Origin of the sequence: Pseudomonas sp. NFX5, from assembly GCF_049132125.1 — a bacterium.
Classification (GTDB): domain Bacteria; phylum Pseudomonadota; class Gammaproteobacteria; order Pseudomonadales; family Pseudomonadaceae; genus Aquipseudomonas; species Aquipseudomonas marginalis.
Map to the genome: position 1 here is coordinate 21,803 of NZ_JAFMZG010000009.1, position 25,223 is coordinate 47,025.

The 25,223-nt window shown below is 61.8% G+C and carries 26 protein-coding genes; 20 read left to right on the plus strand and 6 right to left on the minus strand.

Annotation, left to right across the window (positions count from 1 at the left end):
- The first annotated feature begins 142 nt into the window (after nt 1-142).
- The 7 genes from J1N02_RS04080 (at nt 143) to J1N02_RS04110 (ending at nt 8,325) form a co-directional block, all read left to right on the plus strand.
- Entirely contained in the window at nt 143-2,164 is a 2,022-nt protein-coding gene (locus J1N02_RS04080) for a methyl-accepting chemotaxis protein (RefSeq protein WP_027604013.1), read from the plus strand.
- A gap of 94 nt (nt 2,165-2,258) precedes the next feature.
- A complete protein-coding gene (locus J1N02_RS04085; RefSeq protein ID WP_027604012.1) occupies nt 2,259-3,299 on the plus strand; it encodes an alpha/beta hydrolase family protein in 1,041 nt (346 codons plus the stop codon).
- An 87-nt stretch (nt 3,300-3,386) separates the two neighbouring features.
- Complete coding sequence (locus J1N02_RS04090) at nt 3,387-3,632, plus strand: helix-turn-helix domain-containing protein (RefSeq protein ID WP_027604011.1); 246 nt, start codon at nt 3,387-3,389, stop codon at nt 3,630-3,632.
- Entirely contained in the window at nt 3,625-4,860 is a 1,236-nt protein-coding gene (locus J1N02_RS04095) for a type II toxin-antitoxin system HipA family toxin (protein ID WP_027604010.1), read from the plus strand. The genes J1N02_RS04090 and J1N02_RS04095 overlap by 8 nt, the downstream gene beginning before the upstream one ends.
- Nucleotides 4,861-4,974: 114 nt before the next feature.
- Entirely contained in the window at nt 4,975-5,493 is a 519-nt protein-coding gene (locus J1N02_RS04100) for a DUF2569 domain-containing protein (protein ID WP_027604009.1), read from the plus strand.
- 205 nt (nt 5,494-5,698) lie between these two features.
- The gene (locus tag J1N02_RS04105) at nt 5,699-6,925 is read left to right on the plus strand and encodes an MFS transporter (protein ID WP_027604008.1); all 1,227 of its coding nucleotides are present in this window, start codon (nt 5,699-5,701) and stop codon (nt 6,923-6,925) included.
- Between the two features lie 11 nt (nt 6,926-6,936).
- Nucleotides 6,937-8,325 (plus strand): PLP-dependent aminotransferase family protein, encoded by a 1,389-nt coding sequence (locus J1N02_RS04110; protein ID WP_027604007.1) that lies wholly within the window; start codon nt 6,937-6,939, stop codon nt 8,323-8,325.
- On the opposite strand, the gene panB is transcribed toward J1N02_RS04110, so the two are convergent.
- A complete protein-coding gene (gene panB / locus J1N02_RS04115; protein ID WP_421147173.1) occupies nt 8,313-9,128 on the minus strand; it encodes a 3-methyl-2-oxobutanoate hydroxymethyltransferase in 816 nt (271 codons plus the stop codon). The two genes, J1N02_RS04110 and panB, sit on opposite strands and share 13 nt — an antisense overlap.
- A gap of 164 nt (nt 9,129-9,292) precedes the next feature.
- Between panB and J1N02_RS04120 the strand changes: the two genes are divergently transcribed.
- Nucleotides 9,293-9,454, plus strand: coding sequence for a DUF2986 domain-containing protein (locus J1N02_RS04120; RefSeq protein ID WP_092355016.1), 162 nt, complete (start codon nt 9,293-9,295; stop codon nt 9,452-9,454).
- A gap of 1 nt (nt 9,455) precedes the next feature.
- Here J1N02_RS04120 and J1N02_RS04125 read toward each other — a convergent pair whose 3' ends face one another.
- Nucleotides 9,456-10,667, minus strand: coding sequence for a YeeE/YedE family protein (locus J1N02_RS04125; protein ID WP_414887374.1), 1,212 nt, complete (start codon nt 10,665-10,667; stop codon nt 9,456-9,458).
- Between the two features lie 130 nt (nt 10,668-10,797).
- On the opposite strand from J1N02_RS04125, the gene J1N02_RS04130 reads away from it, so the two are divergent.
- From J1N02_RS04130 to J1N02_RS04140, 3 genes are read left to right on the plus strand one after another with little or no spacing between them, the layout of a single operon-like run.
- Nucleotides 10,798-11,073, plus strand: coding sequence for a metal/formaldehyde-sensitive transcriptional repressor (locus tag J1N02_RS04130; protein ID WP_098479004.1), 276 nt, complete (start codon nt 10,798-10,800; stop codon nt 11,071-11,073).
- 5 nt (nt 11,074-11,078) lie between these two features.
- A complete protein-coding gene (gene dmeF, locus J1N02_RS04135) occupies nt 11,079-11,972 on the plus strand; it encodes a CDF family Co(II)/Ni(II) efflux transporter DmeF (RefSeq protein WP_413682400.1) in 894 nt (297 codons plus the stop codon).
- Nucleotides 11,973-11,998: 26 nt separating this feature from the next.
- Nucleotides 11,999-12,178, plus strand: a complete 180-nt coding sequence (locus J1N02_RS04140) for a DUF1289 domain-containing protein (RefSeq protein ID WP_027604002.1) — start codon at nt 11,999-12,001, stop codon at nt 12,176-12,178.
- A gap of 9 nt (nt 12,179-12,187) precedes the next feature.
- Here J1N02_RS04140 and J1N02_RS04145 read toward each other — a convergent pair whose 3' ends face one another.
- Together J1N02_RS04145 and J1N02_RS04150 are read right to left on the minus strand one after the other, a co-directional pair.
- Entirely contained in the window at nt 12,188-12,985 is a 798-nt protein-coding gene (locus J1N02_RS04145) for a DNA/RNA non-specific endonuclease (protein WP_027604001.1), read from the minus strand.
- 93 nt (nt 12,986-13,078) lie between these two features.
- A complete protein-coding gene (locus J1N02_RS04150) occupies nt 13,079-14,296 on the minus strand; it encodes an MFS transporter (RefSeq protein WP_027604000.1) in 1,218 nt (405 codons plus the stop codon).
- A 122-nt stretch (nt 14,297-14,418) separates the two neighbouring features.
- On the opposite strand from J1N02_RS04150, the gene J1N02_RS04155 reads away from it, so the two are divergent.
- Nucleotides 14,419-15,072, plus strand: a complete 654-nt coding sequence (locus J1N02_RS04155) for a TetR/AcrR family transcriptional regulator (RefSeq protein ID WP_421147174.1) — start codon at nt 14,419-14,421, stop codon at nt 15,070-15,072.
- Between the two features lie 12 nt (nt 15,073-15,084).
- On the opposite strand, the gene J1N02_RS04160 is transcribed toward J1N02_RS04155, so the two are convergent.
- Nucleotides 15,085-15,981 (minus strand): LysR family transcriptional regulator, encoded by an 897-nt coding sequence (locus J1N02_RS04160; RefSeq protein WP_421147175.1) that lies wholly within the window; start codon nt 15,979-15,981, stop codon nt 15,085-15,087.
- Between the two features lie 122 nt (nt 15,982-16,103).
- Here J1N02_RS04160 and J1N02_RS04165 point away from each other — a divergent pair, with 122 nt between their 5' ends.
- From J1N02_RS04165 to J1N02_RS04180, 4 genes are all read left to right on the plus strand, one after another.
- Complete coding sequence (locus J1N02_RS04165) at nt 16,104-16,766, plus strand: RraA family protein (RefSeq protein WP_065940452.1); 663 nt, start codon at nt 16,104-16,106, stop codon at nt 16,764-16,766.
- An 11-nt stretch (nt 16,767-16,777) separates the two neighbouring features.
- A complete protein-coding gene (locus J1N02_RS04170; protein ID WP_421147176.1) occupies nt 16,778-17,986 on the plus strand; it encodes a pyridoxal phosphate-dependent aminotransferase in 1,209 nt (402 codons plus the stop codon).
- Nucleotides 17,987-18,079: 93 nt separating this feature from the next.
- Complete coding sequence (locus J1N02_RS04175) at nt 18,080-19,357, plus strand: cation:dicarboxylate symporter family transporter (RefSeq protein WP_027603995.1); 1,278 nt, start codon at nt 18,080-18,082, stop codon at nt 19,355-19,357.
- A gap of 369 nt (nt 19,358-19,726) precedes the next feature.
- Nucleotides 19,727-20,362 (plus strand): DUF3800 domain-containing protein, encoded by a 636-nt coding sequence (locus tag J1N02_RS04180; protein WP_421147231.1) that lies wholly within the window; start codon nt 19,727-19,729, stop codon nt 20,360-20,362.
- A 51-nt stretch (nt 20,363-20,413) separates the two neighbouring features.
- Here the strand turns inward: J1N02_RS04180 and J1N02_RS04185 are convergent, their stop codons facing one another.
- Complete coding sequence (locus J1N02_RS04185) at nt 20,414-20,872, minus strand: Hsp20 family protein (RefSeq protein WP_027603994.1); 459 nt, start codon at nt 20,870-20,872, stop codon at nt 20,414-20,416.
- Between the two features lie 256 nt (nt 20,873-21,128).
- Between J1N02_RS04185 and J1N02_RS04190 the strand changes: the two genes are divergently transcribed.
- The 4 genes from J1N02_RS04190 to J1N02_RS04205 are packed head-to-tail and all read left to right on the plus strand — an operon-like array spanning nt 21,129 to nt 25,218.
- A complete protein-coding gene (locus J1N02_RS04190) occupies nt 21,129-21,944 on the plus strand; it encodes an ABC transporter permease (protein ID WP_421147177.1) in 816 nt (271 codons plus the stop codon).
- Nucleotides 21,934-23,202 (plus strand): ABC transporter ATP-binding protein, encoded by a 1,269-nt coding sequence (locus J1N02_RS04195; protein ID WP_027603992.1) that lies wholly within the window; start codon nt 21,934-21,936, stop codon nt 23,200-23,202. The genes J1N02_RS04190 and J1N02_RS04195 overlap by 11 nt, the downstream gene beginning before the upstream one ends.
- On the plus strand, nt 23,199-24,521 hold the full coding sequence (locus J1N02_RS04200; protein ID WP_421147178.1) for a polysaccharide pyruvyl transferase family protein: 1,323 nt from the start codon (nt 23,199-23,201) through the stop codon (nt 24,519-24,521). Before J1N02_RS04195 ends, J1N02_RS04200 begins: the two co-directional genes overlap by 4 nt.
- Nucleotides 24,514-25,218 (plus strand): 2OG-Fe(II) oxygenase family protein, encoded by a 705-nt coding sequence (locus J1N02_RS04205; RefSeq protein WP_421147179.1) that lies wholly within the window; start codon nt 24,514-24,516, stop codon nt 25,216-25,218. The genes J1N02_RS04200 and J1N02_RS04205 overlap by 8 nt, the downstream gene beginning before the upstream one ends.
- The last annotated feature ends 5 nt before the right edge of the window (nt 25,219-25,223 follow it).

Consider the following 25,223-nt stretch of genomic DNA (forward strand, 5'->3'; position numbering starts at 1 on the left):
CCTGCCAATAATGGGAAACCTCCCTACACCCGCGTCCATCCGTCGCATCCCCCACCCCCCCCCTCCAGCCCCCACCCAACCTGCCGATAACCCTACTAACCACATGCCTACCCCCGCATCCCCACTCGACCGAGCCCCCCCCATGAATCCACTCTCCCTCCTGAAAAAATCCCGGCCCGCTCGCCAAGGCACCACCACCCTCACCAGCACCGCCAACAACCTGGACGCCGCACTCACGGCCCTGCGTATCACCCCCACCCTGATCACCGGCTTCATCTCCCCCCACCTGGACATCGACGCCATCGCCGCCAAGCTCAAGCGTCGTTTCCCCCAGTCCACCCTCAGCCTGTGCACCACCTCCGGCGAGCTGTGCAACGCGCCCGGTTCGCTGTATTGCGCCACCGGCGAGCGCTGGGACCGGGTGGTGTTGCAGTTGTTCGACGACAGTCTGATCGCTTCGGCCGAGGTGGTGATGGTGCCGCTGGAGTGTGAGGACATTCGCGGTGGCGGCACTCGCCTGGGGATGCAGGAGCGGATTGCCAAGTTGGTGGCGAATATCAAGCGGGTGCAGGTACGTACGTCGATCGATCATCGCGATACCTTGGCGTATGTGGTGTTCGATGGGTTGTCGGCGTCGGAGTCGTTTTTCATGGAGGCGCTGTATGAGTCGGGGCGGTTTCCGTGTTTGTTTGTAGGGGGATCGGCCGGTGGTAAGTCGGATTTCCAGAAGACGCTGATTCATGACGGCCAGCGCAGTTATCAGAACCATGCGCAGATTGTGTTCCTGAAAACGGCGGCCCATGTGCGGTTTGGGGTGTTCAAGAGCCAGAACTTTAAACCGGCGGATTTGACCTTCAGTGTGCTGACCGCGTCGGTGGAGGACCGCACGATTGACCAGGTGATCGACAGCAGCGGCAATATCAAGAGCATGGTGCAGGCGCTGTGTGATGCGTTCAGTTGCGCGCCCCAGGCGTTGGAGTCGAAGCTGGCGGATTATTCGTTTGCGATTCGGGTGGGCAGTGAGTTGTTTGTGCGGTCCATCGCGCGCATCGATTATGAGCAGCAGATCGTGCAGTTGTTTTGCGACGTGGCGCCGGGCGAGGAGTTGGTGATGGTGCGGCGTACCCCATTGCGGGAGGCGACGCGCCTGGACTATGAGCAGTTCCTGCGCGGCAAGGGTGGCCAGCCGGTGGCGGGGATTTTGAATGACTGCATTCTGCGCCGGCTGAATAACGGCGCCGAGCTGGGCAGCATGGCCGGCATTTTTGGGGATGTGCCGTTGGCGGGGTTTTCGACCTTCGGGGAGATTCTGGGCCTGAACCTGAACCAGACGCTGACGGCGATTTTCTTCTTTCGGGTGGCCAAGGGTGCGAGTTTCAGTGATGAGTACGTGGACAATTTCATCGCCCATTACGGCGAGTTCAAGGCGTTTTTCCTACGGCGTCAGGTGAAGAAGCTGGCGGGGTTGAACCATGTGGTGGTCAAGCAGATTACCGCATTCAAGAACAATGACTTCACCGACACCCTGAATACCCGAGGCCTGGACCGCAATATCCTGCCAGTCTTCGAGGGCCTGGCCGACTTGGGCCTGGTGTTGGCCCAGGCCGAGCGTCAGCAGGAGGACATCGCTTCGCAGCTCAAGCATTACTCCGGCGAGTTGCACGCCTCGATGGATGAACTGGTGGGCACGATTGGCCAGCAGAACAGCGTGTCTGCCCAGGCCGGGGCCACGGTCGAGGGGCTGTCGAGCCAGGCGGATGTCGCGGTGCAGGGGGCGCGCACGCTGGCGGGGTCGAGTTTGCGTATCCAGTCGATTGTGCAGGTGATCCAGCAGATCGCCGGGCAGACCAACTTGCTGGCGCTCAACGCCGCCATTGAAGCGGCGCGCGCGGGCGACCTGGGCCGGGGCTTTGCGGTGGTGGCGGACGAGGTGCGCAAGCTGGCGGAAATCACGCGCAAGAATGCGGCGGAAATTGGTGTGGATATCGACTTGTTGTCGAGTGAGATCCAGCGGGTGGCCCAGCAGATTGAAGACCAGTCCACCGGGGTGGGTGCGCTGCGGGAGATGCTGGATGTGCTGGAGGCGTCGAGCCGGGCGACGGAGGGTACGGCGCAACGGACCAAGACCATTGCGGATACGTTGACGGGGTTGACCCATGGGTAGGCGTTAACGGCAGGTAAAAATGGCGCGGGGCTCATGGCACTGAACGGGGGATTCAGTGCATGATGCGTCGCTCATATCAAGGACGATAACAACCGTGAAAAACGCCCTCGCCGCCCTGCTATTGCTGTGCCTGACCGCTCCTGCCTTCGCCGCCGAAAACCCCGTCGGGTTCAAGACCGTCACCCTGCCCGATGCGCAAGACAACCGACCACTCGAACTGGTCGTCTGGTACCCCGCCACCACCACCGCCAAACCCACCCTGATCGCCGACAACGCGGTGTTCATCGGTGCCCTCGCCGTACCCGACGCCCCGCCGGCTGCCGGTGAGCATCCGCTGGTGGTGCTCTCCCACGGTTATGGCGGTAACTGGGGCAAGCAGGTGTGGCTGGCCAGTGCGCTGGCGCATCAGGGCTACATCGTCGCGGCGGTCAACCACCCCGGCACCACCACCCAGGATCGCAACCCGCAAACCGCCGCGCAGTTATGGCTACGCCCGGCCGACCTGAGCCGCGTGATCGATGCGGTATTGGCCCAGCCAAAGCCATTTGGCGCGGTCGCGAAAGGCCAGATCGCCGCCGTGGGCCATTCCCTGGGCGGCTGGACCGTGCTGGAACTCGCCGGGGCGCGCTTCGATCCCGAGCTGTTCAGCCGCGACTGCAGCGTCCACCCCAAGCTCGGCGGTTGCATCGGCTACCAGGAGATGAACCCCGCCGGCACGCCAGAAGGTAAAGCGCGCTTGGCGGCGGATTTGAGCGACAAGCGCGTCACCGCCATCGTGTCCCTGGACCTGGGCCTGTCCCGCGGCTTCACCGACGCCAGCCTGGCTGCATTGCCGGTACCGGCGCTGGTGATTGCGGGGGGCGTGCCGTCGGAGGATATGGACCCGCAGCTGGAGTCCGCCGACATGGTCAAGCGGCTGCCTGAAGCAACGACGAAGTACGTGGAGATCGCCGACGCTACGCACTTCAGCTTTATGTCGATCTGCAAGCCGGGGGGCATGGCGCTGATCGAGGAGAGTTCACCGGGCGACGGCATGATTTGCCGCGATGGTGAGGGGGCTCGGCCACGGGCGGTGATTCAGCAGCAGGTGGTGGGGCTGATCAGTGAGTTTTTGGGGCGCAAAGCGCCTAACTAAAGAAAAGGCTATTCAAGAAAAAACGAATCAAATACGATGCATAAGTGTATTAACCCTCACAAATGCATTGTATAGGATGCAAACACTGTGGACGATTTAGGTTTCCTGATCAAAAACCTGCGAAAGGCGGCTGGCCTTTCCCAAAGCCAGCTCGCACTTCGGCACGGTATGAGTCGTGCAACCATCTCCGGAATCGAGAACAACACCATCCCCGAAGTGGGAATTCGCAAGGTGGCTGCGATCCTTGAAGGGTTAGGGTACGAGTTAACCGCGACACCTAAGCGTCGACGCAAAACGCTGGATGAACTGAAAGCAGAAAACGTCCATGACTAGACAAAGCGATCGGCTGCACATCGGCGCCAGCGGCGTGTATGCCGGAATACTCGGGCGCAGTGAAGAAAACCAGCGCGATTCGGTGTTTTCATATAACCAGGCAGTCACCGAAAAGAACGCGGTTTCGCTGACCATGCCCGTGCGCCTGGAGAGCTACATCTGGGCGTATGGCATCCATCCCCTGTTTGAGATGCATCTCCCCGAAGGCCACCTGAAAGCGGAGCTTGTGAGACGTTTCAGCAAGTCCGTGCGAGGTTTTGATGACTTCGCATTGCTGGGTATCGTCGGCCCCCATCAGTTGGGCCGAATCAGCGTCGCCCGAGCCACTGCGGATGAGTTACTACCTGAAATAAAACTCTCCGAGCTGCTCGTGTATGACGGGGCGAAAGATCTGTTCGACGACCTGATGAAAACCTACGCAGCCTACTCAGGCGTTTCTGGCGTTCAGCCGAAGGTACTGGTGCGCGACGCTGACGATACGAATCCTGACGTTGCGCGTCTCACCCATCGTGGCGCTACGCACTTGGTGAAGGCCTTCAATGATTCAGACTTCGCGCAACTGGCGGCCAATGAGTTTTTCTGCATGCGCGCGGCACTTCATACAGGCCTTGAAGTGCCTGAATGCCAGTTGAGTCAGCAGGGTAAGTTTCTGGTGGTCAAACGGTTCGATATCGGTGACAGCGCCTACCTTGGTTTTGAGGATATGTGCGTCTTATCCGGATGGGGGACAGATAAAAAGTACGACGGCAGCTACCAGGGCTGCGCGAAGTTGATCAAGACTTACGTCTCTCCTTCTCTTGTGACTAAGGCACTTGAGGACTTCTTTATGATGGTGGCGCTCTGCGCTGGCATACAAAATGGAGACGGGCACTTGAAAAACTTTGGCCTGCTCTATGAGAACTGCGCAGAAGATGCCGATATTTGGCTCGCGCCGGCTTACGACCTTGTGACGACCACGGTGTACCAAGTCAACGATATTATGGGTCTGTTGCTCGGTGGCTCAAAGGCTTGGCCAAAACGTAAGATGCTGGTCCAGTTCGGGCGCAGTTCGTGCAATTTGACAGAGGCTCGTTGCAATGAATTGCTCGCCAGAGTCCACAGCGGCATGAGCCGTGCAATGGTGGAGCTTTCGGACTATCGAAGCACCCACCCGGAATTTGATGTTGTTGGGGAAAAGATGACCGCTGCATGGGCGACAGGGCTGGCGAGGAGTATTGAGCCGCCGTGATTTTGCTTGCCTGGTATATGTCGTTCTTCAAGCCGGGGGGCATGGCCGAGGCCGGTGATTCAGCAGCACGGCTGACTATTTATCGTTTTAACGCTATTGAACTGCGGAGCGAACATGCAAGAAAGTAAACACCCGAAGGGACTTGGCGGTTGGTTGATCGTGGTTGGCTTGGGCCTGTTTATAGCCTTGGCGCGCCTGGGTTATGCCCTTATCGCGGTGTATTACCCAATATTCGCAGATGGCTCGTTCAGCATCCTCACCTCATCCGGCACGACGATGACTAACGCCCTGTGGGGCGCGATCCTGATTTCAGAAACCCTCGTCAATGCAGTCTTTATCGCGGCCTTTGGTTATTTGGTTTACCTGTTCTTCTGCGAACATTATTTATTCCCCAAGGTTTATATCGTCACGCTCATCGCCTCGGCTGTTTACGTTCCACTTGATGCATGGTTCAGCTCGCTTGTTCTGGTGGATGAACCCATATTCGACTACAACACGACCAAGGAAACCGTCCGCGGATTGGTGTCCACCTCGATCTGGGTCCCCTACATACTGTTCTCCAAAAGGGTCAAGGCAACGTTTGTCCAACACCGGCCGGTTGCGGCGCAAGCGCCGGGCATCGTCAGCCCTTGACGCGGTGAGCATCGAGCGCCTGCCGGATGACTGGCAGGCTGCCAAGGCGATGCCGCTGAACTACGCAGCCCCCTCACATCGATAGCACTGATGATTACTATCGAACCGCTCGCCTATAGGGTGGCCAGGCCCGATTCCTATAATCGCCTCCCAATTCTTCCCCTTCGCCTGGCCTCAGGCGACATCCCCCTTGGAACCCAGCATCATGCCAAGTGCCCTCCAGGCCCCCAGCGGCCGTCCCGAACATAATCAGCAAAGCGTCAAACAGCAGTGGCTGGCAATCCTCTCGGTCGCGGTGGGCGCTTTCGCCCTGGTGACCAGTGAATTCCTGCCGGTAGGTGTGCTCAACGACGTCGCCAGCGACCTCGGTATCAGCGCCGGCCACGCCGGACTGATGGTGACGTTGCCCGGCATCATGGCCGCCCTCGCTGCGCCGTTCCTGTCGGTGAGCATTGGCGCGATGGACCGGCGTTACCTGCTGATCGGCCTGACGTTGATCATGATCATCGCCAACTCGGTGGTGGCCTTTGCCAGTGACTTCAGCCTGCTGCTGTTCGGCCGTGTCTTGCTGGGCATCAGCATCGGCGGGTTCTGGGCCACGGCCATTGCCCTCAGTGGGCGCCTGGCGCCCAGGGGTGTGGACGTGGCGAAGGCCACCTCGATCATCATGATGGGCGTGACCCTGGCCACCGTGCTCGGCGTGCCGGTCGGCACCTGGCTCAGCGGCCTGATGGGCTGGCGCATGACGTTCCTGGTCACCGCACTGCTGGGCGTGCCGGTGCTGTTGGCGCAGGTGTTCCTGCTGCCGCGGCTCACCCCGGAGAAGGCCATTCGCGTCAGCGACCTGCCGGCGTTGTTTATCAACCCACAGGCGCGGATCGGGTTGATCGCGGTGCTGTTGATCGGCCTGGCGCACTTTGCGGCCTACACCTATGTCGCGCCGTTCTTCAAATACAGTTCCGGCTTCGACGGGCCGACGATTGGTTCGCTGTTGCTGCTCTTCGGCGTGGCCGGGGTGTTCGGCAATATCTTTGCCGGTTTCGCCGCCAACCGCAGCGTGCGTCACACCCTGTTGCTGGTGGCGCTGATGATCGGCACCAGCACCGCGCTGTTCCCCCACTTCGCCACCGGCATGACCGGCGCAGCGATGCTGATCGGGCTGTGGGGCTTCGCCTTCGGCGCCTTCCCGGCCTGTGCCAGTATCTGGATGTTTGTGGTGGCGCCCAAGGATGTCGAACGCGGCATGCCGCTGTTCGTGGCCTTGTTCCAGGTGATCATTGCCTTGGGTTCGTTCTTCGGCGGGCGCATCGTCGACCAACTGGGCAGCTCGGTGCTGTTGAGCCTGGCCACGGCACTGGTGGGCTGCGGTTTTGTTACAGTGCTGGTGCTGGGGCGCAACATCAGTAATAGCCTGGCGGCCCAGCCTGGCTAAACCGAGGGTCCATGGATACCGCCAACGACGCTTCTTTCGCCTATCAGGCGGTGTACCGCTACCTTGTCGAGTTGATCGAGGCGAGCCCTTCGGCAGGCGAACGCCAACTGCCGTCCCTGCGCCAGTTGGCCCGGCGCCTGGGCGTGTCGGTATCGACCACCAAGTACGCCTATGCGCTGCTGGAGGATGAGGGGCGTGTCCAGGCCAGGCCCAAGCGCGGCTATTTCACCCGGGCCGTGCCGGCGCCGCTGTTGAGCGAAGGTTCGCCTGATTTGCTCGACCAGGTATTCGCCAACGCCCGCCAGCCGGGCATGCTGGCCCTGAGCAGCGACGCCCCGGCGATGCTGCTGTCGTTGGAAAACCCCTTGTTGATGATGGAGCGCGAACTGGCCCGCCAGTACCCGCGCGCCCTCACGCCGCTGTACCTGCCATTCGGCGAGCCCGAGTTGCGTGCGGCACTGGCCGCGCGCTACACCCAATCCACCCAGCGCTATTGGCAGGCCGAACAGGTGTATATCGGTTCGGACCTGCACAGCGTGCTGGACCTGTCGCTCAGCGCCCTGGCGTTGCGTGGCACGCTGGCGCTGGTGGAGTCGCCGTGTTCGTGGGCGGTGCTGCGTCAGTTGCAGGCGGCGAATATCCGCGTGATTGAAATGCCCCTCGGCGCGGACGGGCGCTTCGACCTGCCCGCCTTCCAGGCACTGCTCGAGCGGGAGCCGATCCGCCTGGCGGTGCTGTCATCCAGCGTGAACGTGCCCCAGGGCGGCGTGATGCCGGCGCAGGATAAACAGCAGATCTGCCGCTGGCTGGCAGAGCGGGACATCTGGCTGTTCGAAAACGACACCTACGGCGAGCTGTATTTCGAGCCGCCCACCGCCCGCTATCGCGACTTTGCCGACCCACAGAAACTGCTGGTGTTCTCGACCTTCGACAAGGTGATCGGCGCGGAGGCACCCTACGCTTATGTGCTGTGTCGCGGGCAAGGGCCGCAGTTGCAGCGGGTGTTCCTGGAGCGGGGATTTCGCCTGTCGCCGACCCGTCAGAAAGCGATCGCGAAGCTGTTCACCTCCGGGCGCATCGATCAGCACCTGTTGATGCTGCGCGCGGCCTTGCGGGAACGGATGACGCGCATGAAAGCCCTGCTGGAAACGCACGGCGAGTGGCACGTGGTCGAACCCCATGGCGGCGCGAGTTTCTGGCTGGAGGCCAGGCGCCCGGTCGACATGGGGCACGTGTTCGAACGCCTGCTGGCCCAGCGCGTCGTGATCGCTCCGGGGCAGTTGTTCAGCCTGCACGGCAGCTGGGCGCAGCATGTGCGCCTGAGCTACACCCTCGACTGGAGCAAGGACATCACCCAGGCCGTGCAGCTGTTGGCCCAGGCGATCCGTCAAAGCCCGTAGCAGTGTTGCGCTTGGGGGAAGCGGCCCTGGCGCACGTCGTCGGCAAACCGCTCGCACGCATCGCGAATCACCGCGCCGACATCGGCGTACTGCTTGACGAAGCGCGGCAGATGCTCGCCGCCCAGGCCCAACAGGTCTTCGGTGACCAGCACCTGGCCGTCGCAGGCCGGTGAGGCGCCGATGCCGATGGTGGGCCTGTTCGAGTCCAGGGTGATCTGCCGCGCCACGCCTTCGGCCACACCCTCGAGCAGCAGGCTGAAAGCGCCCGCCTCCAGATTGGCGCGGGCGTCTTCGGCAATCACTGCGCCGGTTTCAGCCGTGAGGCCCTGGGCCTTGAACCCACCCATCACGTTGACGAACTGCGGCATCAGCCCCACGTGCGCCATCACCGGAATACCACGCGCCACCAGGAACGCCACGGTGCCCGCCAGCGCCTGGTTGGCTTCCAGCTTGACCGCATCGCAGCCGGTGCGCGCCAACACCTGGGCGCAATTGCGGAACGCCTGTTCATGGGATTCCTGATAGCTGCCAAATGGCATGTCGGCAATCACACAGGCCAGGCGCGTGCTGTCGACCACGGCACGGGTGTGGCCGATGATTTCTTCGAGCTGCATGCTCAAGGTCGACGCCCGGCCATAGCCGACCATGGCCGTGGAGTCACCGACCAGAATGAAGTCCACCAGCGGATCGATCAGCCTGGCGATGGCGCTGGTGTAGGCCGTGAGGGAGACGATTTTCTGCTGGCCTTTCATGGCGACCAGTTGGGGCACGGTCATGCGTTTGGTGCGGGTGTGCAGGCTCATGGTGTGTTCCTTATCGCGTTCAATACTCGGGGAATGCGGGGCCCGAGTATTGGCGAAAGGCGCGGCGATTCAATGCACAGATCGGCGCTAAAAAGCGACCCAGGCAGCCGTCGCGGTTTTTTAAGCTGGTATCATCCGCGCACGTACACGCCAGGTAACAACCCATGAATCGCCAGAAAAAACTGCAACAGCTGTTCAAGGCCAAAGCGAAAAAGGCCAGCGCCAAATTGGCACCGAAATCCAAGGATAAGTACATCAGCAAGGCCGAGCGGGAAAAGCTGGCGGCTGAGGCCGCCCAGGCGCCAGACATTTCCCCCGAGGGTTAACTCAGCAACCGCTCAGCGCTTCGGGCCGGCGCTCACCGGCAAAGAAAAACGGCCGCAGGCGCACGCCCACGCTGTTGCCGATAAACGCCGCCACCAGCCACACCCAGCCATGCAGGCTGCCCGAGGCGATACCGCTGAAGTACGCGCCGATGTTGCAGCCGTAGGCCAGGCGCGAGCCGTAGCCGAGCAGCAGGCCGCCGATCACCGCGGCCAGCAGCGAGCGGGCCGGGATCTTCAGGCTGGGGGCAAAGCGCCCGGCCAGGCCGGCGGCCAACAGCGCACCGAGGACGATGCCGATGTCCATGACGCTGGTGATGTCTTCCCACACCGGCGCAGCCAGGGCCTTGGCGTTGCCCGGCAGTTGCCAGAACGCCCAGCTGGCCACGTCCACACCCAACCCGTTTGCCACCTTGGCGCCCCACAGCGCGAAGGCCGAGGTAATCCCCCACGGCCGCCCGGCCAGCGCCAGGGTGGCGTAGTTGAGCAACGCCAAACCAATCGCGCCCCATACCAACGGCCATGGCCCACGCAGGAAGCGGCGCAGGCCTTGGTGTTCGCTGGTCACGCCGGCTTCAAGCTGGCCGTGGCGGCGCTTTTCCAGGCGCACGGTGACGGCCGCGATGAGCGCAAACATGGTCAGGCTGGCGAGCAACGCCGGCACCACGCCGAAGCTCTTGACGATGGACACCGCCGGGAACGCCGGCAACGCAAACCACCAGTCCACATGGTGGGTGGCGATCAGCGAGCCGCAGATAAAGAACAACAGCGTCACCAGCATGCGCGCATTCCCGCCGCCCACCGTGAACAGCGTGCCCGAGGCACACCCGCCGCCCAACTGCATGCCGATGCCGAAAATAAACGCACCGAACACCACCGACACCCCGGCCGGCGCCACCAGCCCGACCACCGGTTGCCCGAACAACGTGCCCGCCCCCAGCGCCGGAAAAAACAGCAGCACCGCCAGCGCGAGCATCACCATCTGCGCCCGCAGGCCAGCGCCACGGCGATCATTGATAAACACGCGCCAGGCGGAGGTGAAGCCGAAGGCAGCGTGGTAAAGGGTCAAGCCCAGCGCGGCGCCGACCACCAGCAACAGCACCTGGCGCGAACCGACGCTGTTTTGCAGGAACAAGGCGCCCAGCACCAGGATGACAAAGGCCACCAGCGGCGCGACAGGCTTGCGCGCAGGGGTGAGGGAAAGAGAGGTGCTCATGGGGTATCTCGGTTTGATTTGAAGGAGTGATTGCGAAGGGGCGAGTATAACCTGTGGGCGCTGCGGTCACCTTGTATAGGGGGGTGGGGTATGAAACACTCCGCCGCACTATAGGTAGGAGGGGTATACCGTGGGCCATATCGCAGCCAACAAAGACAGCCTGATAAAACGGGTCAAGCGCATCGCCGGGCAGATTCAAGCGGTGGAAAAAGCCCTGGCGTCGGACGCCGACTGCACCAAAACCCTGCACCTGGTGGCCGCTACGCGCGGTGCCATCAACGGCTTGATGGAAGAAATCATCGAAGAACACGCCAGGGCGCACGTGGCCGATCCTTCCCTCAGCGAGGAGGAACGCAGCAAGGGCGTCGAAGAACTGCTCGAAGCCATCCGGCGCTACGCCAAATGACGCTCATGCCCCACCAAGCCCACGACCATGTGTTCCTCGGCGCTGCCCACGACGAGAACGCCAGGCGCACCCTGTGGGTGGTGATGCTGACGGTGGTGATGATGGTGGCGGAAATTGCCGCCGGCTACCTCACCGGCTCCATGGCCCTGCTGGCCGACGGTTTTCATATGGCGACCCATGCCGGTGCCTTGGGCATTGCCGCCGCAGCCTATGCCTATGCCAAACGCCACGCGCGCAGCCCGCGCTACAGCTTCGGCACCGGCAAGGTGGGCGACCTCGGTGGCTTCGCCTCGGCGCTGATCCTGGCGCTGGTGGCCCTGGGCATTGGCGTCGAGTCGGTGATCCGCCTGCTGGAACCCACCGAGGTGCAGTTCGGTACCGCCACCCTGATTGCCATCGTGGGCCTGGTGGTGAATATCGTCAGTGCGCTGTTGCTGGGCCACGGTCACAGCCATGAGCACGATCACGAGCACCACCACGGCAGCGACAACAACCTCAAATCCGCCTATGTGCATGTGCTCGCCGATGCGCTGACCTCGGTCCTCGCCATCGCCGCCTTGCTGGCCGGGCGTTACCTGGGCTGGGTGTGGCTGGACCCGGTGATGGGTATCGTCGGTGCCATCGTGATCGCGCGCTGGGCCTGGAGCCTGATGGGGGTGACCGCCGGTGTGCTCTTGGATCAAACCGATGAGCACGTCGCCGCCGAGATCCGCGCGTTGGTCGAGCAACCCGGCGACGCCAGGATTACCGACCTGCACGTGTGGCGCGTGGGCCCCGACGCCCACGCAGCGATCGTGAGTGTGCTCGGCCAGGCGACCACGGATGCCGACACCCTTCGCGAGCGTCTCAAGGCGGTGCATGAAGTGAGCCACCTCACCATTGAGTTTCGTTCGGCGTAAGCCTTTACCCCCACCCAGGTGAACCCTTGGCTAAAGACATCGAAAATCCCTGCGTCTCCACCTGCCAGCTCAGCGGCGACCTGTGCGTCAGCTGTGGCCGCAGCAAGGACGAGATCCGCAAGTGGAAACGCATGAAGCGCCCCGAGAAAATGGCCGCCGTGCAACGTGCAACCCAACGCTTGAAAGCGTTGAAAAAAGCCAGGTAAGCCGCTTGATCAGGAGCGCCCCACCGACCCGGATACCGGAAGGTTACCCAGCAATTTGAGCCCGGTGCTTTTCACGAAGGTGTCGTAGTCCATCGGCTTCTGAATGCGCGTTTCGGCGTTGGGCAGCACGTAGGCCCAGGCGCGCTGGCTGGAGGCGTCGTACACCAGCTTGAACAGGCGCGTCGGCACCCACACCTTGTTGTCGCCGATGGTGCTGTAGCCCGGGTCGAACAGCGGCCCGGTAAACACATACACGTCACCGCCCGCGCGCACCGCGAACTTGCGCACGTCGGCCTCGACCTTGCTCCAGATCTTGCGGTTGTTGGTGGGGTCCTGGGGCACCATGTTCGACAGCGCAAACGATTGGGCCATGGCCTTGGCATCGGGGGCATCGGCGGCCGGGGATTGATGGCCGCGATCCATGGCCGGTTGCTGGCCATGGTAATCGCTCAACTCGGCCCGCGCGCCCTTGGGAATGCGCGGGTCCGCGTAGAAATGGTTGGTCCGTTCCTCGCCTTTGGCGTCCTTGAGCTGGCGGGCGTTGAGGCGCTCGACCACCACCAGCGGCGTCTTGCTGGTTTGCGAATACAGCACGGCGAAATGGTCGGAGCACAGCGCCAGGGGTTTCATGCTGGCGGGGATGGTTGCGGTTTTGATCGGCGTCGCGCCAGGGAATACATCGGCACAGCTGTCGAACGACAACTGCCGTTCCTGAGTGGAATAAAGGTCTATCGCACCACGGGCATGCGCCCCGGCCGAAAACAGGATAAAGGCCGATAGCCCAACTGCAATGTTGCGTAGGTGCATGGATTGAATCTTCGATGGAAAGTGAAGCGGCAGGCTCCGCGTACGGAGCCAAGTAAATGATATTTCGAGGATTATGGACTAGCAGATGTCAAATTAGTGCCCGAGCGACGCCGGTTTTCCCGCACCCCGCACGCCCGGCTTGAAGCCATGGGCGCTGGCCACCCAGGCAATGGCAAACGCCACGGCCACCAACAGCAGCATCGCCCACGCAAATGCGCCCACGCCCCAGGTGTCCAGCAGCACGCCACCGACCACGCCGCTGCCGGCAATCGCGCTGTTCCACGCCACCACGTTCAGCGACAGCGCCACATCCGCGCCCTCTCCCGCCGCATCCGCCAGGGCGGTTTGCAGCAAGGTCGCGGCGCCGCCGAAGCTCAGGCCCCAGACCGCCACGCCGAGGTAAATCACCTGCGGCATCGTTCCCAGTAAGCCGAACACCAGGCTGATGAGCGCAAAGCTCGCCAGGCTTGCCAGCACGGTGTTGCGCAATAACGGCTCGACCAGCCTGGCCGTGAGCCAAATCCCCGCCAACGCAGCGATCCCGAAGACCAGCAACACCAGGTCCACGCGCTCGGCCAAACCGGCCGGCGCCACGAACGGTGCGATGTAGGTGTACAGAATGTTGTGGGCCAGCATCCAACTGATCACCACCGCCAGCACAGGGCGCACCCCCGGCGTGGTCAGCACCTTGCCCAGCGACAGGCGTTGATGGGCGGGCTGCGGCGCGTAGTCCGGGACTTTCACCAGCACCCAGGCGATCAGTATCAGGCTCACGGCCGACATCAGGCCGAAGGTGGTGCGCCAGCCCACCAGGCCACCGAGCCAGGTGCCCAGCGGCACCCCCAACGACAGCGCAATCGGCGTGCCGACCATCGCCAGCGCCAGTGCCTTGCCCTGTTGGTGGGGCGCAACCATGCGCCGGGCGTAACCGGCCAGCAGGCTCCAGGCCAACCCCGCCGCCACCCCGGCAAAGAAGCGCGCCACCAGCGTCACGCCATAGTGGGACGACAACGCAGTGATCGAGTTGAACAGCAGGAAACCGACGATGGTCAGCAGCAGCACATTGCGCCGACGCCAGCCGCGGGTGGCGATGGTCATGGGGATCACCGCCAGCACCGAGCCCAGCGCATACGCGGTGACCATCTGCCCGGCCATCGACGGCGAAATCGCCAGGCCATCGCTGATCAACGGCAACAGGCCGGCGGGCAGGGTTTCGGTGACGATACAGATGAAGCCGGTCATCGCCAGGGCGAGCAAGGCACCGATGGGCAGGCGCTCGGATGAGGCCGATAAGCTGAGTGAGGGGGTCACGGGAAACTCCTTGGGCAAGACTTAGATACTGATCGATATAAATGTTGCGGGCGACCACCCCGCGTTGTCAACGACTTATGTATCGACTAGTATTTATCTCGCTTTCCCACCGGAGACCTGACATGGCACAAATGGGCCGCCCCCGCACCTTCGACCGCGAACACGCCGTGGAACAGGCCATGCACCTGTTCTGGCAGCATGGCTACGACGCCACCTCCCTGGCCCAGCTCAAGGCGGGTTTGGGCGGCGGGATCTCCGCGCCGAGTTTCTACGCGGCGTTCGGTTCCAAGGAGGCGTTGTTCGACGAGTGCGTAAAGCGCTACCTGGCGACCTACGCCCAGGTCACCGAATGCCTGTGGGACGAAACCCTGCCCCCGCGCCAGGCCGTCGAAACCGCGCTGCGCCAGTCGGCGCGCATGCAATGCGAAGACGGGCACCCCAAGGGCTGCATGGTGGCGCTGGGCGTGATGAGTGCGCCCAGCCCGGAGAATGCGCGGGTGGCCGATGCATTGACCCAATCTCGCCTGCGCACCCGGGCCGGGATTGTGGCGTGTGTGGAGCGCGCGATTCGCCTGGGCCAGTTGCCGCAGCAGACCCAGCCAGCGGTGATGGCGAGTGTGTTTGACAGTTTTTTGCAGGGGGTGTCGATCTTGGCGCGGGACAACGTGCCCCATGCCACCCTCGACGCGGCGATCAGCCAGTTGCTGATGAGCTGGGATGTTGCGGCGTCTATCGCACCGCCCAGTCCTCACAGCCCTGCAGCAAAAAAACCATAACCTACGAGCCGACTAGAACAGCAACCGCGAAAAATCGCAGCACGCCTGCGCCATCCGCGCCACGTCCTGGTTCAGGCCGAATTGCCGGTCCAGCCGGTGCAATGCCACATACTGGATACTCGGCAACTGCGGCTGTGTAATCAGCGCACGCAACGCCCCCTGCTCGATCAAGTGCGACAGACACGCCTTGGGCAAATAACTCACGCCGATCCCCGACAGCGCCAACCCCACCTGCACCAGCAGGTTATGGCTGGTGAGGGTGCGCGGCATCTGCACATTGTGCGCGGCCAGCCAACGCTCGTAGATCAGGCCGGTGCCCGACTGCGAACCCTGGGTCAGCACGGTGTAATCGGCCAGCACTTCCAGGCTGACGGGGTCGGGGTGCGGGATCAGGCCAGGCGCGCAGATCCAGGCGTTTTCCACGCTTTGCAGGACGGTGCTGTGGAAGCGCGGGTCGCTGTAGACGTCCGGCACAATCACCAGGTCGAGCTGGTCGCTTTCCAGCTTGCGAAACAGTTCGCTGCTCAGTTCAACTGACGGTTCGATCTGCACCTTGGGGTAGGCCTGGCGCAACGCTTCCACCAGCCCCGGCAGCCAGGTCAAGGCGGTGAGTTCGGTGACGCCGAGGCGAAAACGGCGCACCAGCACCTCGCGGGCGCTGACCCGTTCGAGCAGTTGGTCGCGGCTGTTGAGCAGGTCGCGGGCATAGTCGAGCAGCTCACCGCCCTTCTCCGTCAGCCGGGCGTTGCGCTTGCTGCGGTCGAAAATCTCGACGTCGAAGGTGTCTTCCAGCTCCTGGATGCGCTTGGAGATGGCCGACTGAGACATGTTCAGCTTGTTTGCCGCCGCTTCGAAGCTGCCGAGTTCGGCGATCCAGTACAGCGCATCGATTTGCTTGAAGGTGATCATGGCGACCAACTCATGAGAAAAAGCGATGCTATCACATCATAAAATATCGCTAAAACTCTCCCGTCATCACTCCTAAGATCCGGCCATAGCCCATCGCTATCCAACAATTATGGAGATTTGCCATGTCCTTGCCCGGTTCACGCATCCTTCCCAACGCGCCCATGGCGCCGGCCGAACTGGTCGAGGCGTTTGCCCATGTCGTCACCCCGCATATCAGCGACAACCTCGGCCGTCATATCGGCGCCCGTGGCCTGACCCGCTACAACCGCAGCGGCAAGCTGGTGGGCACGGCGATCACGGTCAAGACCCGCCCCGGTGACAACCTGCTGATCTACAAGGCCATGAGCCTGCTGCAACCCGGCCATGTGCTGGTGGTGGACGGCCAGGGCGACACCAACAACGCGGTGATCGGCGAGTTGATCAAGCTGTATGCCCAACAGCGCGGTTGCGTGGGGTTTGTGATCGACGGCGCGATTCGCGATGTCGCCAGCTTCGAGGACACCCCGTGCTACGCCCGCGCCGTGGTGCATACCGGCCCGTACAAGACCGGCCCCGGCGAAGTGAACGTGCCGGTGTCCATCGGCGGCATGGTGGTCAACCCCGGCGACCTGCTGGTGGGCGATGAAGACGGCCTGGTCGCGTTCTCCCAGGCCGATGCCGCCGAGGTACTGCGCCGCGCTGCACAACATGCCGAGCACGAAGAAGCGGTCAAGGCAGAGATCGCCAGCGGTGCGGTGCGCCAGAGCTGGATCGACAAGGCCCTCAACAACGCCGGCCTGGCGTGAAGGAGTCCGAGATGAGCACTGCATTTTTGTCGGACCGCGTCCTGGGCATCGCCCCCTCCCCCAGCATCGCCGCCAACGCCCTGGTCACCGAATTGCGCGCCCAGGGCCGCGACATCGTCAACTTCACCGTGGGCGAGCCGGACTTCGACACCCCGGCGCACATTCTCGAGGCCGCCAGCCTGGCGATGCACAGCGGTGACACCCATTACACCGCCACCACCGGCAGCCTCGCGCTGCGCCAGGCCATCTGCCTGAAACTGCAGCGCGACAATGATCTGGTGTATGGCCTCGATGAAGTCGTTGCCGGTTGCGGCGGCAAGCACATCATTTATCACGCGTTGGCCGCCACCTTGAATCGCGGCGATGAAGTCATCGTGCACACGCCGTATTGGGTCTCGTACCCGGACATCGCACGGCTCAACGACGCCACGCCGGTGATCATTGCTGGCGATGAAAGCCTGGGTTTCAAGCTGTCGCCCGCCGCCCTCGAAGAAGCGATCACCCCACGCACCAAATGGGTGATCCTCAACAGCCCGAACAACCCCAGCGGCGCGGTGTACAGCGAAGCCGAGCTGCTGGCCCTGGCGCAGGTGCTGCGCCGCCACCCCCATGTGCTGATCATGGCCGATGAGATCTACGAGCACTTCGTCTACGGCGACGCCCGGCATGTGCCGTTGACACGCCTGGCGCCCGACCTCAAGCCACGTACGCTGATCATCAATGGCGCGTCCAAGGGCTATGCGATGACCGGTTGGCGCCTGGGTTTTGGTGCGGGGCCGGCGTGGCTGATCGCGGCCATCGCCAAGCTGCTGTCGCAGACCACCACCTGCCCCAGCTCAGTGAGCCAGGCCGCCGCCGTGGCTGCATTTGCCGGTGACCAGGCGCCTATTGCCGCGATGCGCGAAGAATACCGGCAGCGTCGTGCCCTGATGCTGGAGCGACTGGCGGGTATTCCCGGCCTGGGCCTCATCCCGCCCGATGGCGCGTTCTATGTGTTCGCCAACGTCAGCGGCCTGATGGGCAAGCTCACCCCCCAGGGTGATCGCCTCGACAGCGACACCCAACTGGTGGACTACCTGCTGCGCGACTACGGCCTGGCCACGGTCAGCGGCGCGGCGTACGGCATGTCGCCGTATGTGCGTCTGTCGTTCGCAAGCGCCCTGGACGTGATCGAAGAAGGGTGCCGTCGCCTCAAAGACGCATGCCACGACCTGCGCTGACGGCCACCCGTAACACCCGGCGACCAGCGGACGGTCGCCTTTTGACTGCCTAGAACAACAACTTAAAAATCATTGATCAAATGAGGCATTCCCATGCACACGCCCCGTATCGCGCTGGTCTGGCAAATCATGATCGGCTTGCTCGCCGGTATCGCCATTGGTGCCCTGCTGCACCGCTTTCCCGAGTCCCGGCCGTGGCTGGTGGACAATCTCCTGCAACCGGCGGGCGATATCTTTATCAAGCTGATGAAGATGATCGTGGTGCCTATCGTGTTTGCCTGCATGGTGGTGGGCATTGCCGGCCACGGTGACGGCAAATCCCTGGGCCGTATCGGGGTCAAATCCCTTAGCTATTTCTTCTGCATCACCACCCTGGCGATCATCATCGGCCTGGTCATGGGCAACCTGCTCAAGCCCGGCGCCGGCACTGAACTGTCCAGCCTGCATGCGGCGAATATCACCCTGCCCACCAGCAACGGCGCCGGTCATAGCCTGGGGCAGATCATCGTCGGCATCATCCCCGACAACGTGGTCAACGCCATGGCCCAGGGCAGCCTGTTGTCGGTGCTGTTTTTTGCGGTGATGTTCGGCCTGGGCGTGGCGCGCCTGCCCGCCGAACGCAAGGACCCGGTCATCGCACTGTTGCGCGGCGTCAGCGATGCCATGTTCAAGGTCACCTCGATGATCATGGCCTACTCGCCCATCGGCGTGTTCGGCATGATCGCCGTGACCGTGGCCAACTTCGGCTTCAGCTCATTGCTGCCGCTGGCCAAGCTGATCATGGTCAGCTATGTGGCCATCGCGTTCTTTGTGCTGGTGGTGCTCAACCTGGTGGCGCGCGTGTGCGGGATCAACCTGTTCGCGCTGATGCGCCATATCAAGGATGAGTTGGTGCTGGCCTTCTCCACCGCCAGCTCGGCGGCGGTGATGCCGCAACTGATGAAAAAACTCGAAACCTACGGCGTGCCTCCTTCGCTGGTGAGCTTTGTGGTGCCGGTGGGTTACTCGTTCAACCTCGACGGCGCTTCCCTGTTCCTCGGCATCGGCACCCTGTTCGTCGCGCAGTTGTACGGCATCGACCTGAGCCTGGGCGATCAGGCGTTGCTGGTGGTGACCATGGTGCTCACCTCCAAGGGGGCTGCCGGAGTACCGGGATTCATGTTCGTGATCCTATCGGCCACCCTGGCCAGCGCGGGTTTGCCGCTGGAAGGCATCGCGTTTATCGCCGGGGTGTATCGCTTGATGGAGATGCCGACCACAGCGCTGAATGTGCTGGGCAATGCCTTGGCGCCGTTGGTGATTGCCAAGTGGGAGAGGCGTGAGGGGCGGGCGGGGCATGAGTCGGGCGGCGACACTATTCCTTTGCACTGAAGAGAGGCCCAGTCGTTTCCTGATGATGTGTAGGATCTGCCTGATTCCCCCAATCCGGTTGGAACCAGCAGTATTTTTCCGCTAAATTCCCCCCAACGCATATGGGAAACCATGTGCCCACCTTCCGAGGCCCGTTGCGAGAAATCGCGCGGGCTTTCGTGTTTTTCACGGCTGGGGAAATCACATTTGGTGCAATACATTGCTTATCTGGATGAGTTTGGCCATGTAGGCCAGTACGTCTCACGAAAACACTCAATGTACAAAACCAGCCCTGTATTCGGGCTCGGCGGTATGCTGCTTCCCGCCAATGAAGTGCGTGAGTTCGCAATCTATTTCTAAAAACTCAAATGTCAGTTACTTGCTTGGGATCTGGAGCACAAAAACCCTGAACACTTACCCGCCTATCATTGGGAAAAGAAAGGTTCTGCGCTTTTTACAGTGGCCAATGTAAGCAAATATAGGGAGCTGAGAAGGTCTTCGTTCCGTTTACTGAACCATATTCAGAAAATCGGTCGGTACGTTTTTTACACGGGAGAACACAAACCTACTGAGCACACGAAACACAACTCGACCGAAACATTCCAGCGGGTGTTGGTACAGTCCATCCGCAAGATTGATCGCTTCTGCACTTTAAACAACGCCTCTTTCATCGTTCTGCTGGATGAACAAAAAGCAGGAAATGAATGGCGTGAAAGAAACGTTGAAGCGTACACGCTGGCAATGTTTGAAGACGCTTCGGAGAAATGCCGCACATTAATTGAGCCGCCGCTTCAAGGTGAAAGCTATCTTTTTCAAACGTTACAGTGCGCTGACTGGCTGTGTGGACTGATTGGTCGGTTGACGACCTATGCCGTCGCGCCAGAAGAGTTCGACGACTGGGAGCTATTTGACACCTATTTCGCAACGCGCATCGCCAACGTTGCCCTACCTTGCAGCGGTTTGGATCATAAGAAAGCAGCAAAGGTTACAAAAGTAGTCGCTCAGTTATCAGCAAATGACTGTTAATCATTGGGTCCAATAAAGGCGCTCCGAAGAGCGCCTTTATTCATTCCAGCCTTACTGCTCGCTGATGGATTTCACCTCGGCCTTGGCAGCACCGCCAATCGCAATGCGCTTAGGCTTGGCTTCCTCCGGTACCACCCTGAGCAGGTCGATGCTCAGCAACCCGTTGGCGAGTTGTGCGCCCTGCACTTCAATGTGGTCGACCAGGCGGAACGACAAACGGAACGCGCGCTGGGCGATGCCCTGGTGCAGGTAGGTGATGCCCTCATCGTGTTCGCGCTTGCCGCCGGCGACGGTCAACACGCCTTTTTCCACCTGGATCTCCAGATCATCCTCCACCAGGCCTGCCGCCGCGATGACGATCCGGTAGTGATCTTCACCGTGCTTTTCGACGTTGTGAGGTGGGTAGGTGGTACCGGCCTCGCTGCGAAGCGCCGATTCAAAAAGGTCGTTGAAGCGGTCAAAGCCGACGGAATGACGGAACAGTGGGGCCAACGAAAGAGTAGTAGCCATTGCAAAATCTCCTGAGTTTTCTCCAAGTGATTTGACACGCGACCCGTATTCGGCATCGCGTAAAACCTAAGTAGGTTCAGGGGAAAAAATTTCAAGCAGCGCCAGCAAAAAAATTTATCCGCTGCTGTGATTGCGTGCAGACAGGCTGACGCAATGAGCCTTCCCCTAGGTCGAACAACCACTCAACGCCACATAGCAAAACGACAATTGTTGACTAGACTCATGGGCGCACTGCACTGGCAATGGGAATCGCTGCATGAGTGAAACAAACGCGCGGACAGGGATGTTTTCCAGCCCGTGGCGACACAGGGAGTTGTTGTTTTCCATGGTCCAGCGGGAAGTGATTGGGCGTTATCGAGGCTCCATCATAGGGCTGTTGTGGTCGTTCCTTAACCCGCTATTCATGTTGCTGGTCTACACCTTCGTGTTCAGCGTGATGTTCAAGCTGCGCTGGCCCGCGGGCGACGGTTCGCGCACCGAGTTCGCGCTGCTGGTGTTTGCCGGCCTGCTGGTGTTCAACGTGTTCGCCGAATGCGTGGGACGTGCGCCAGGCCTGATCATCGCCAATGCCAACTACGTCAAGAAAGTCGTGTTCCCCCTCGAGATCCTGCCGTGGGTGGTGCTGGGCGCCGTGTTGTTCCACACCCTGGCCAGCCTGGTGATCTGGCTGGTCTTCCACCTGGTGTTTTTCGGCTGGCCGCCCCTGACCAGTGTGTTGCTGCCCCTGGTGTTATTGCCGCTGGCGCTCTTCACACTGGGAGTCACCTGGCTATTGGCAGCGCTGGGGGTTTACCTGCGTGATGTCGGCCAGGTGGTGGGCGTGCTGACCACGGCATTGATGTTTGTCTCGGCGATTTTTTACCCGACCAGCGCATTTCCGCCAGCCTACCAGGGCATCCTTCACCTCAACCCGCTCACCCTGGTGGTCGAACAGGCCCGTGACCTGCTGTTCTGGGGGGTGGTACCAGACCCTTTCACCTGGGCCTGCGGCCTGCTGGTGGCTGGTGGTATCGCCTGGCTGGGGTTCACCTGGTTCCAGAAAACCCGCAAAGGATTTGCCGATGTGCTCTGACATCGCCGTACAAACGGCCCACCTGAGTAAGAGCTATCACATCTACGACACGCCCAGGGATCGCCTGTGGCAGCTGTTGTCGCGCGGGCAAAAGCAGTTCTATCGAGAATTCTGGGCACTGCGGGACGTGTCGCTGCAACTGTGCAAAGGTGAAACGGTAGGGATCATTGGCCGCAACGGCAGCGGCAAATCGACGCTGCTGCAACTGATCTGCGGCACCCTCAGTGCCACCTCCGGCAGCATTGAGAGCCATGGCCGCGTGGCGGCGTTGCTGGAGCTGGGCTCGGGGTTCAATCACGATTTCACCGGGCGTGAAAACGTCTATATGAACGGTGCCGTATTGGGGCTCAGCCGCGCGGAAATCGATGCCCGTTTTGCCCAGATCACTGACTTCGCCACTATCGGCGAGTTTATCGACCAGCCCACCAAGACCTACTCGAGCGGGATGCTGGTACGCCTGGCCTTTGCCGTCGCGGTGTGCGTGGACCCCGACATCCTGATCGTCGATGAAGCCCTGGCAGTGGGCGACGCGTCCTTCCAGTTCAAGTGCCTCAATCGGCTGGAAGCGCTCACCCAGCAAGGCACGACGCTGCTGTTCGTGTCCCATGACATGGCCATGGTCAAGCGCTTTTGCAATCGGGTGATTTACCTGCGCGAAGGCCAGGTGCGTGCCAGTGGCTCTCCCGAAGAAATGGCCGAACTCTACCTGCTGGAGATGCGTGACGAACAGCGTCGCTGGGCCAGCGGCGGCGCGGTGGCGGTCGCCCCCAAGGCGTTTCTTGCCCAACAGGCTGGCATCGCCTTTGGCACCGATGAGGGGCATATCGTTGCGGCCTGCTTTACCAACACGGACAGCCTGTATTCAAGCTTTGTGTATGGCGAGACCATCGAACTGCGCATCGAAACCCGGGTACGCGAAAGTATCGAGCTGCCGACCCTCAGCGTGACGATCCAGGAGGCCCGCCTGCTGGTGATCGGCGGTGCCAACCTGCCGCTGCACCTGGAGGCAGCGCACAACGGCTGGCGCAAGGCGACGCTCAACGTCCGCTTCCCCGCCAACCTTGCGGCGGGCAAATACCACATCACGCTGAAACTGATGAACGGCCACCTCGAAGAAACCGCGCAGCTCATCGAGAAGCAGGTCGCGCTGCTGGCGTTCGACACCTTGCCGGGTACCCGGGAATTCCTTGGTTTCGTCGATCTGGGAATAGAGGCCGGTCCTGCCCCGCACACGAATGAACCGGGGGTGCTGCAATGAGCCGAGAGTGGCAGGTCGGGATCTTCGGCACATTCGATGTCGCCAATTATGGCGACTTGCTGTTTCCCATTCTCGCCGAGGCGGAATTGACCCGGCGCCTGGGCGCGATAACGCTGCACCGGTTTTCCTATCACGGGAAAACACCGCCCGAGTGGCCGTACGAGGTCACCTCGCTGACTCGTTTGCCGGACATCGCCGGTCAGTTGGATGGAGTATTGATCGGCGGTGGTTTCATTGTGCGTTTCGACAAGCTGGTGGCCAGCGGTTATTACCCCCCGGATGCCACCATTCACCACCCCACCGGCTACTGGCTGACGCCCGCGCTGATCGCGCTGCAACATGGCATCCCGTTGATCTGGAATGCGCCGGGCATGCATTGCAACGACATCCCGCCGTGGGCCGCGCCACTGGTGCAATTGACCCTCGAACACAGCCCGCACATCAGGGTACGCGATGCGCTGTCCCAAGCGGCCCTGGCCCAGCTGTCGCCGACGGCCCAGGTCGAGGTGCTTCCCGACACGGCCTTTGGCCTGCCACGGGTGCTCGACCCTCAATCGCCTTCTGCCCCGTTCCTGGAGCTGTGCAGCAGCGCCGGCCTGACCCAACCCTATCTGGTGGTGCATGCAATGTGGGGGTTGGACAGCTTCCTGCAACTGTGGCGAACCCATGCCGGGCAGTTCGAGGACGTGCAACTGCTGCTGCTGCCCATAGGGCCGGTACTGGGCGATCACGAATCCGTACTGGGCGACGGCCTTGCGCGCGCGCGTTGCCTGCCCTTCTGGCCAGAGCCGCTGCTGCTGGCAGAACTGCTCGCCCATGCCGAAGGGGTAATCGGGCACAGCTACCACCTGGCGATCAGTGCATTGGCCTTTGGTGTGCCGATCTTCTGCTCGGCGGACCTGGGCACCGGCAAATACACTGCGCTGCCGAGCCATGGACGAATATTCCAATTACGCCGGGACCAGCCGATTGATCCGCAGTGGTTTCGCGCACAGTTGGGCAAGCAGCCGGTGTCCCAGGTGACCGCCGACGCGATGGTACAGATCGACGCACACTGGGACCGCGTGGCCGAGTTGATCCGCGAAGGTCCCAGGCCCACGCAGCCCGCGCTCAATCGCTACTGGCAAGCCTTGCCGGGTGTTTTCGAAGACCTGCACTCACATCTCGAAAGCCAGGCCGCCGAGCGGCAACACGAACGCGAGCAACATCAACAGGCACTGGAAACGCTGTACCGCTCCAACTCGTTCAAGCTGACGGCGCCGTTGCGCCATCTGCGCCGAACCCTGAACAAATGGCTGGGAGCCCTTCGACATGATTGACCTGAGCAAACTGACGGCCCACCGCCTGCAGACCGTGCCTTTTTCCTGGGCGCAAATCGGTGCGCTCTACACCCCCGACGATGCCAAGGCGCTGGCCGAAACCTACCCGCACGACCACTTCAAGACGGTCTCCGGCTACGGCGGGGCCAAGGACTACGAATACGAGGCGCGGCAATTGATCGCCATGGGCAGCCACGAAGTGGTCAATCCACAAGCCTTGAGCCCGCAATGGCTGGCACTGGCCAATAGCCTCTGTTCGCCGCAGTACCGCCAGGCCCTCTCCGCGCTGACCGGGGTGGACGTAACCAAGGTTCCCATGGAAGCCAACCTGTTCCACTACGGCCCCGGGGCCAACCTCGGGCCGCACCCAGACCTGGATGACAAACTGGTCACGCACATTTTGTACTTCAATCAGACCTGGGACCCTGCCGACGGCGGCTGCCTGCAGATCCTCGGCTCTGCCAGGCCCACCGATATCGTTGCGCAAGTGACGCCCGAGGTCGGCAACTCGGCGATTCTCGTGCGTGCCGACACTTCCTGGCATGCGGTTTCACGGGTGGTGGAGGGTTGCCGTTCTTCCAGGCGCAGCGTGACAGTGACGTTCTACCGCCCCGGCGCTACCAGCTCGATGTGGCCGGCCAACGACCCGACACCTCTGCACACTTACGGCGAACAGCACAACACCACGTTTTCGTGAAGGAC

Excerpts from the sequence above, each read along its gene's own strand:
- J1N02_RS04080 (WP_027604013.1), top strand. The coding sequence starts at position 143 with ATGAATCCACTCTCCCTCCTGAAAAAATCCCGGCCCGCTCGCCAAGGC.
- J1N02_RS04095 (WP_027604010.1), top strand. The coding sequence starts at position 3,625 with ATGACTAGACAAAGCGATCGGCTGCACATCGGCGCCAGCGGCGTGTAT.
- J1N02_RS04100 (WP_027604009.1), top strand. The coding sequence starts at position 4,975 with ATGCAAGAAAGTAAACACCCGAAGGGACTTGGCGGTTGGTTGATCGTG.
- J1N02_RS04105 (WP_027604008.1), top strand. The coding sequence starts at position 5,699 with ATGCCAAGTGCCCTCCAGGCCCCCAGCGGCCGTCCCGAACATAATCAG.
- J1N02_RS04110 (WP_027604007.1), top strand. The coding sequence starts at position 6,937 with ATGGATACCGCCAACGACGCTTCTTTCGCCTATCAGGCGGTGTACCGC.
- panB (WP_421147173.1), bottom strand. The coding sequence starts at position 9,128 with ATGAGCCTGCACACCCGCACCAAACGCATGACCGTGCCCCAACTGGTC.
- J1N02_RS04120 (WP_092355016.1), top strand. The coding sequence starts at position 9,293 with ATGAATCGCCAGAAAAAACTGCAACAGCTGTTCAAGGCCAAAGCGAAA.
- J1N02_RS04125 (WP_414887374.1), bottom strand. The coding sequence starts at position 10,667 with ATGAGCACCTCTCTTTCCCTCACCCCTGCGCGCAAGCCTGTCGCGCCG.
- dmeF (WP_413682400.1), top strand. The coding sequence starts at position 11,079 with ATGCCCCACCAAGCCCACGACCATGTGTTCCTCGGCGCTGCCCACGAC.
- J1N02_RS04145 (WP_027604001.1), bottom strand. The coding sequence starts at position 12,985 with ATGCACCTACGCAACATTGCAGTTGGGCTATCGGCCTTTATCCTGTTT.
- J1N02_RS04155 (WP_421147174.1), top strand. The coding sequence starts at position 14,419 with ATGGCACAAATGGGCCGCCCCCGCACCTTCGACCGCGAACACGCCGTG.
- J1N02_RS04160 (WP_421147175.1), bottom strand. The coding sequence starts at position 15,981 with ATGATCACCTTCAAGCAAATCGATGCGCTGTACTGGATCGCCGAACTC.
- J1N02_RS04165 (WP_065940452.1), top strand. The coding sequence starts at position 16,104 with ATGTCCTTGCCCGGTTCACGCATCCTTCCCAACGCGCCCATGGCGCCG.
- J1N02_RS04170 (WP_421147176.1), top strand. The coding sequence starts at position 16,778 with ATGAGCACTGCATTTTTGTCGGACCGCGTCCTGGGCATCGCCCCCTCC.
- J1N02_RS04175 (WP_027603995.1), top strand. The coding sequence starts at position 18,080 with ATGCACACGCCCCGTATCGCGCTGGTCTGGCAAATCATGATCGGCTTG.
- J1N02_RS04185 (WP_027603994.1), bottom strand. The coding sequence starts at position 20,872 with ATGGCTACTACTCTTTCGTTGGCCCCACTGTTCCGTCATTCCGTCGGC.
- J1N02_RS04190 (WP_421147177.1), top strand. The coding sequence starts at position 21,129 with ATGAGTGAAACAAACGCGCGGACAGGGATGTTTTCCAGCCCGTGGCGA.
- J1N02_RS04195 (WP_027603992.1), top strand. The coding sequence starts at position 21,934 with ATGTGCTCTGACATCGCCGTACAAACGGCCCACCTGAGTAAGAGCTAT.
- J1N02_RS04200 (WP_421147178.1), top strand. The coding sequence starts at position 23,199 with ATGAGCCGAGAGTGGCAGGTCGGGATCTTCGGCACATTCGATGTCGCC.
- J1N02_RS04205 (WP_421147179.1), top strand. The coding sequence starts at position 24,514 with ATGATTGACCTGAGCAAACTGACGGCCCACCGCCTGCAGACCGTGCCT.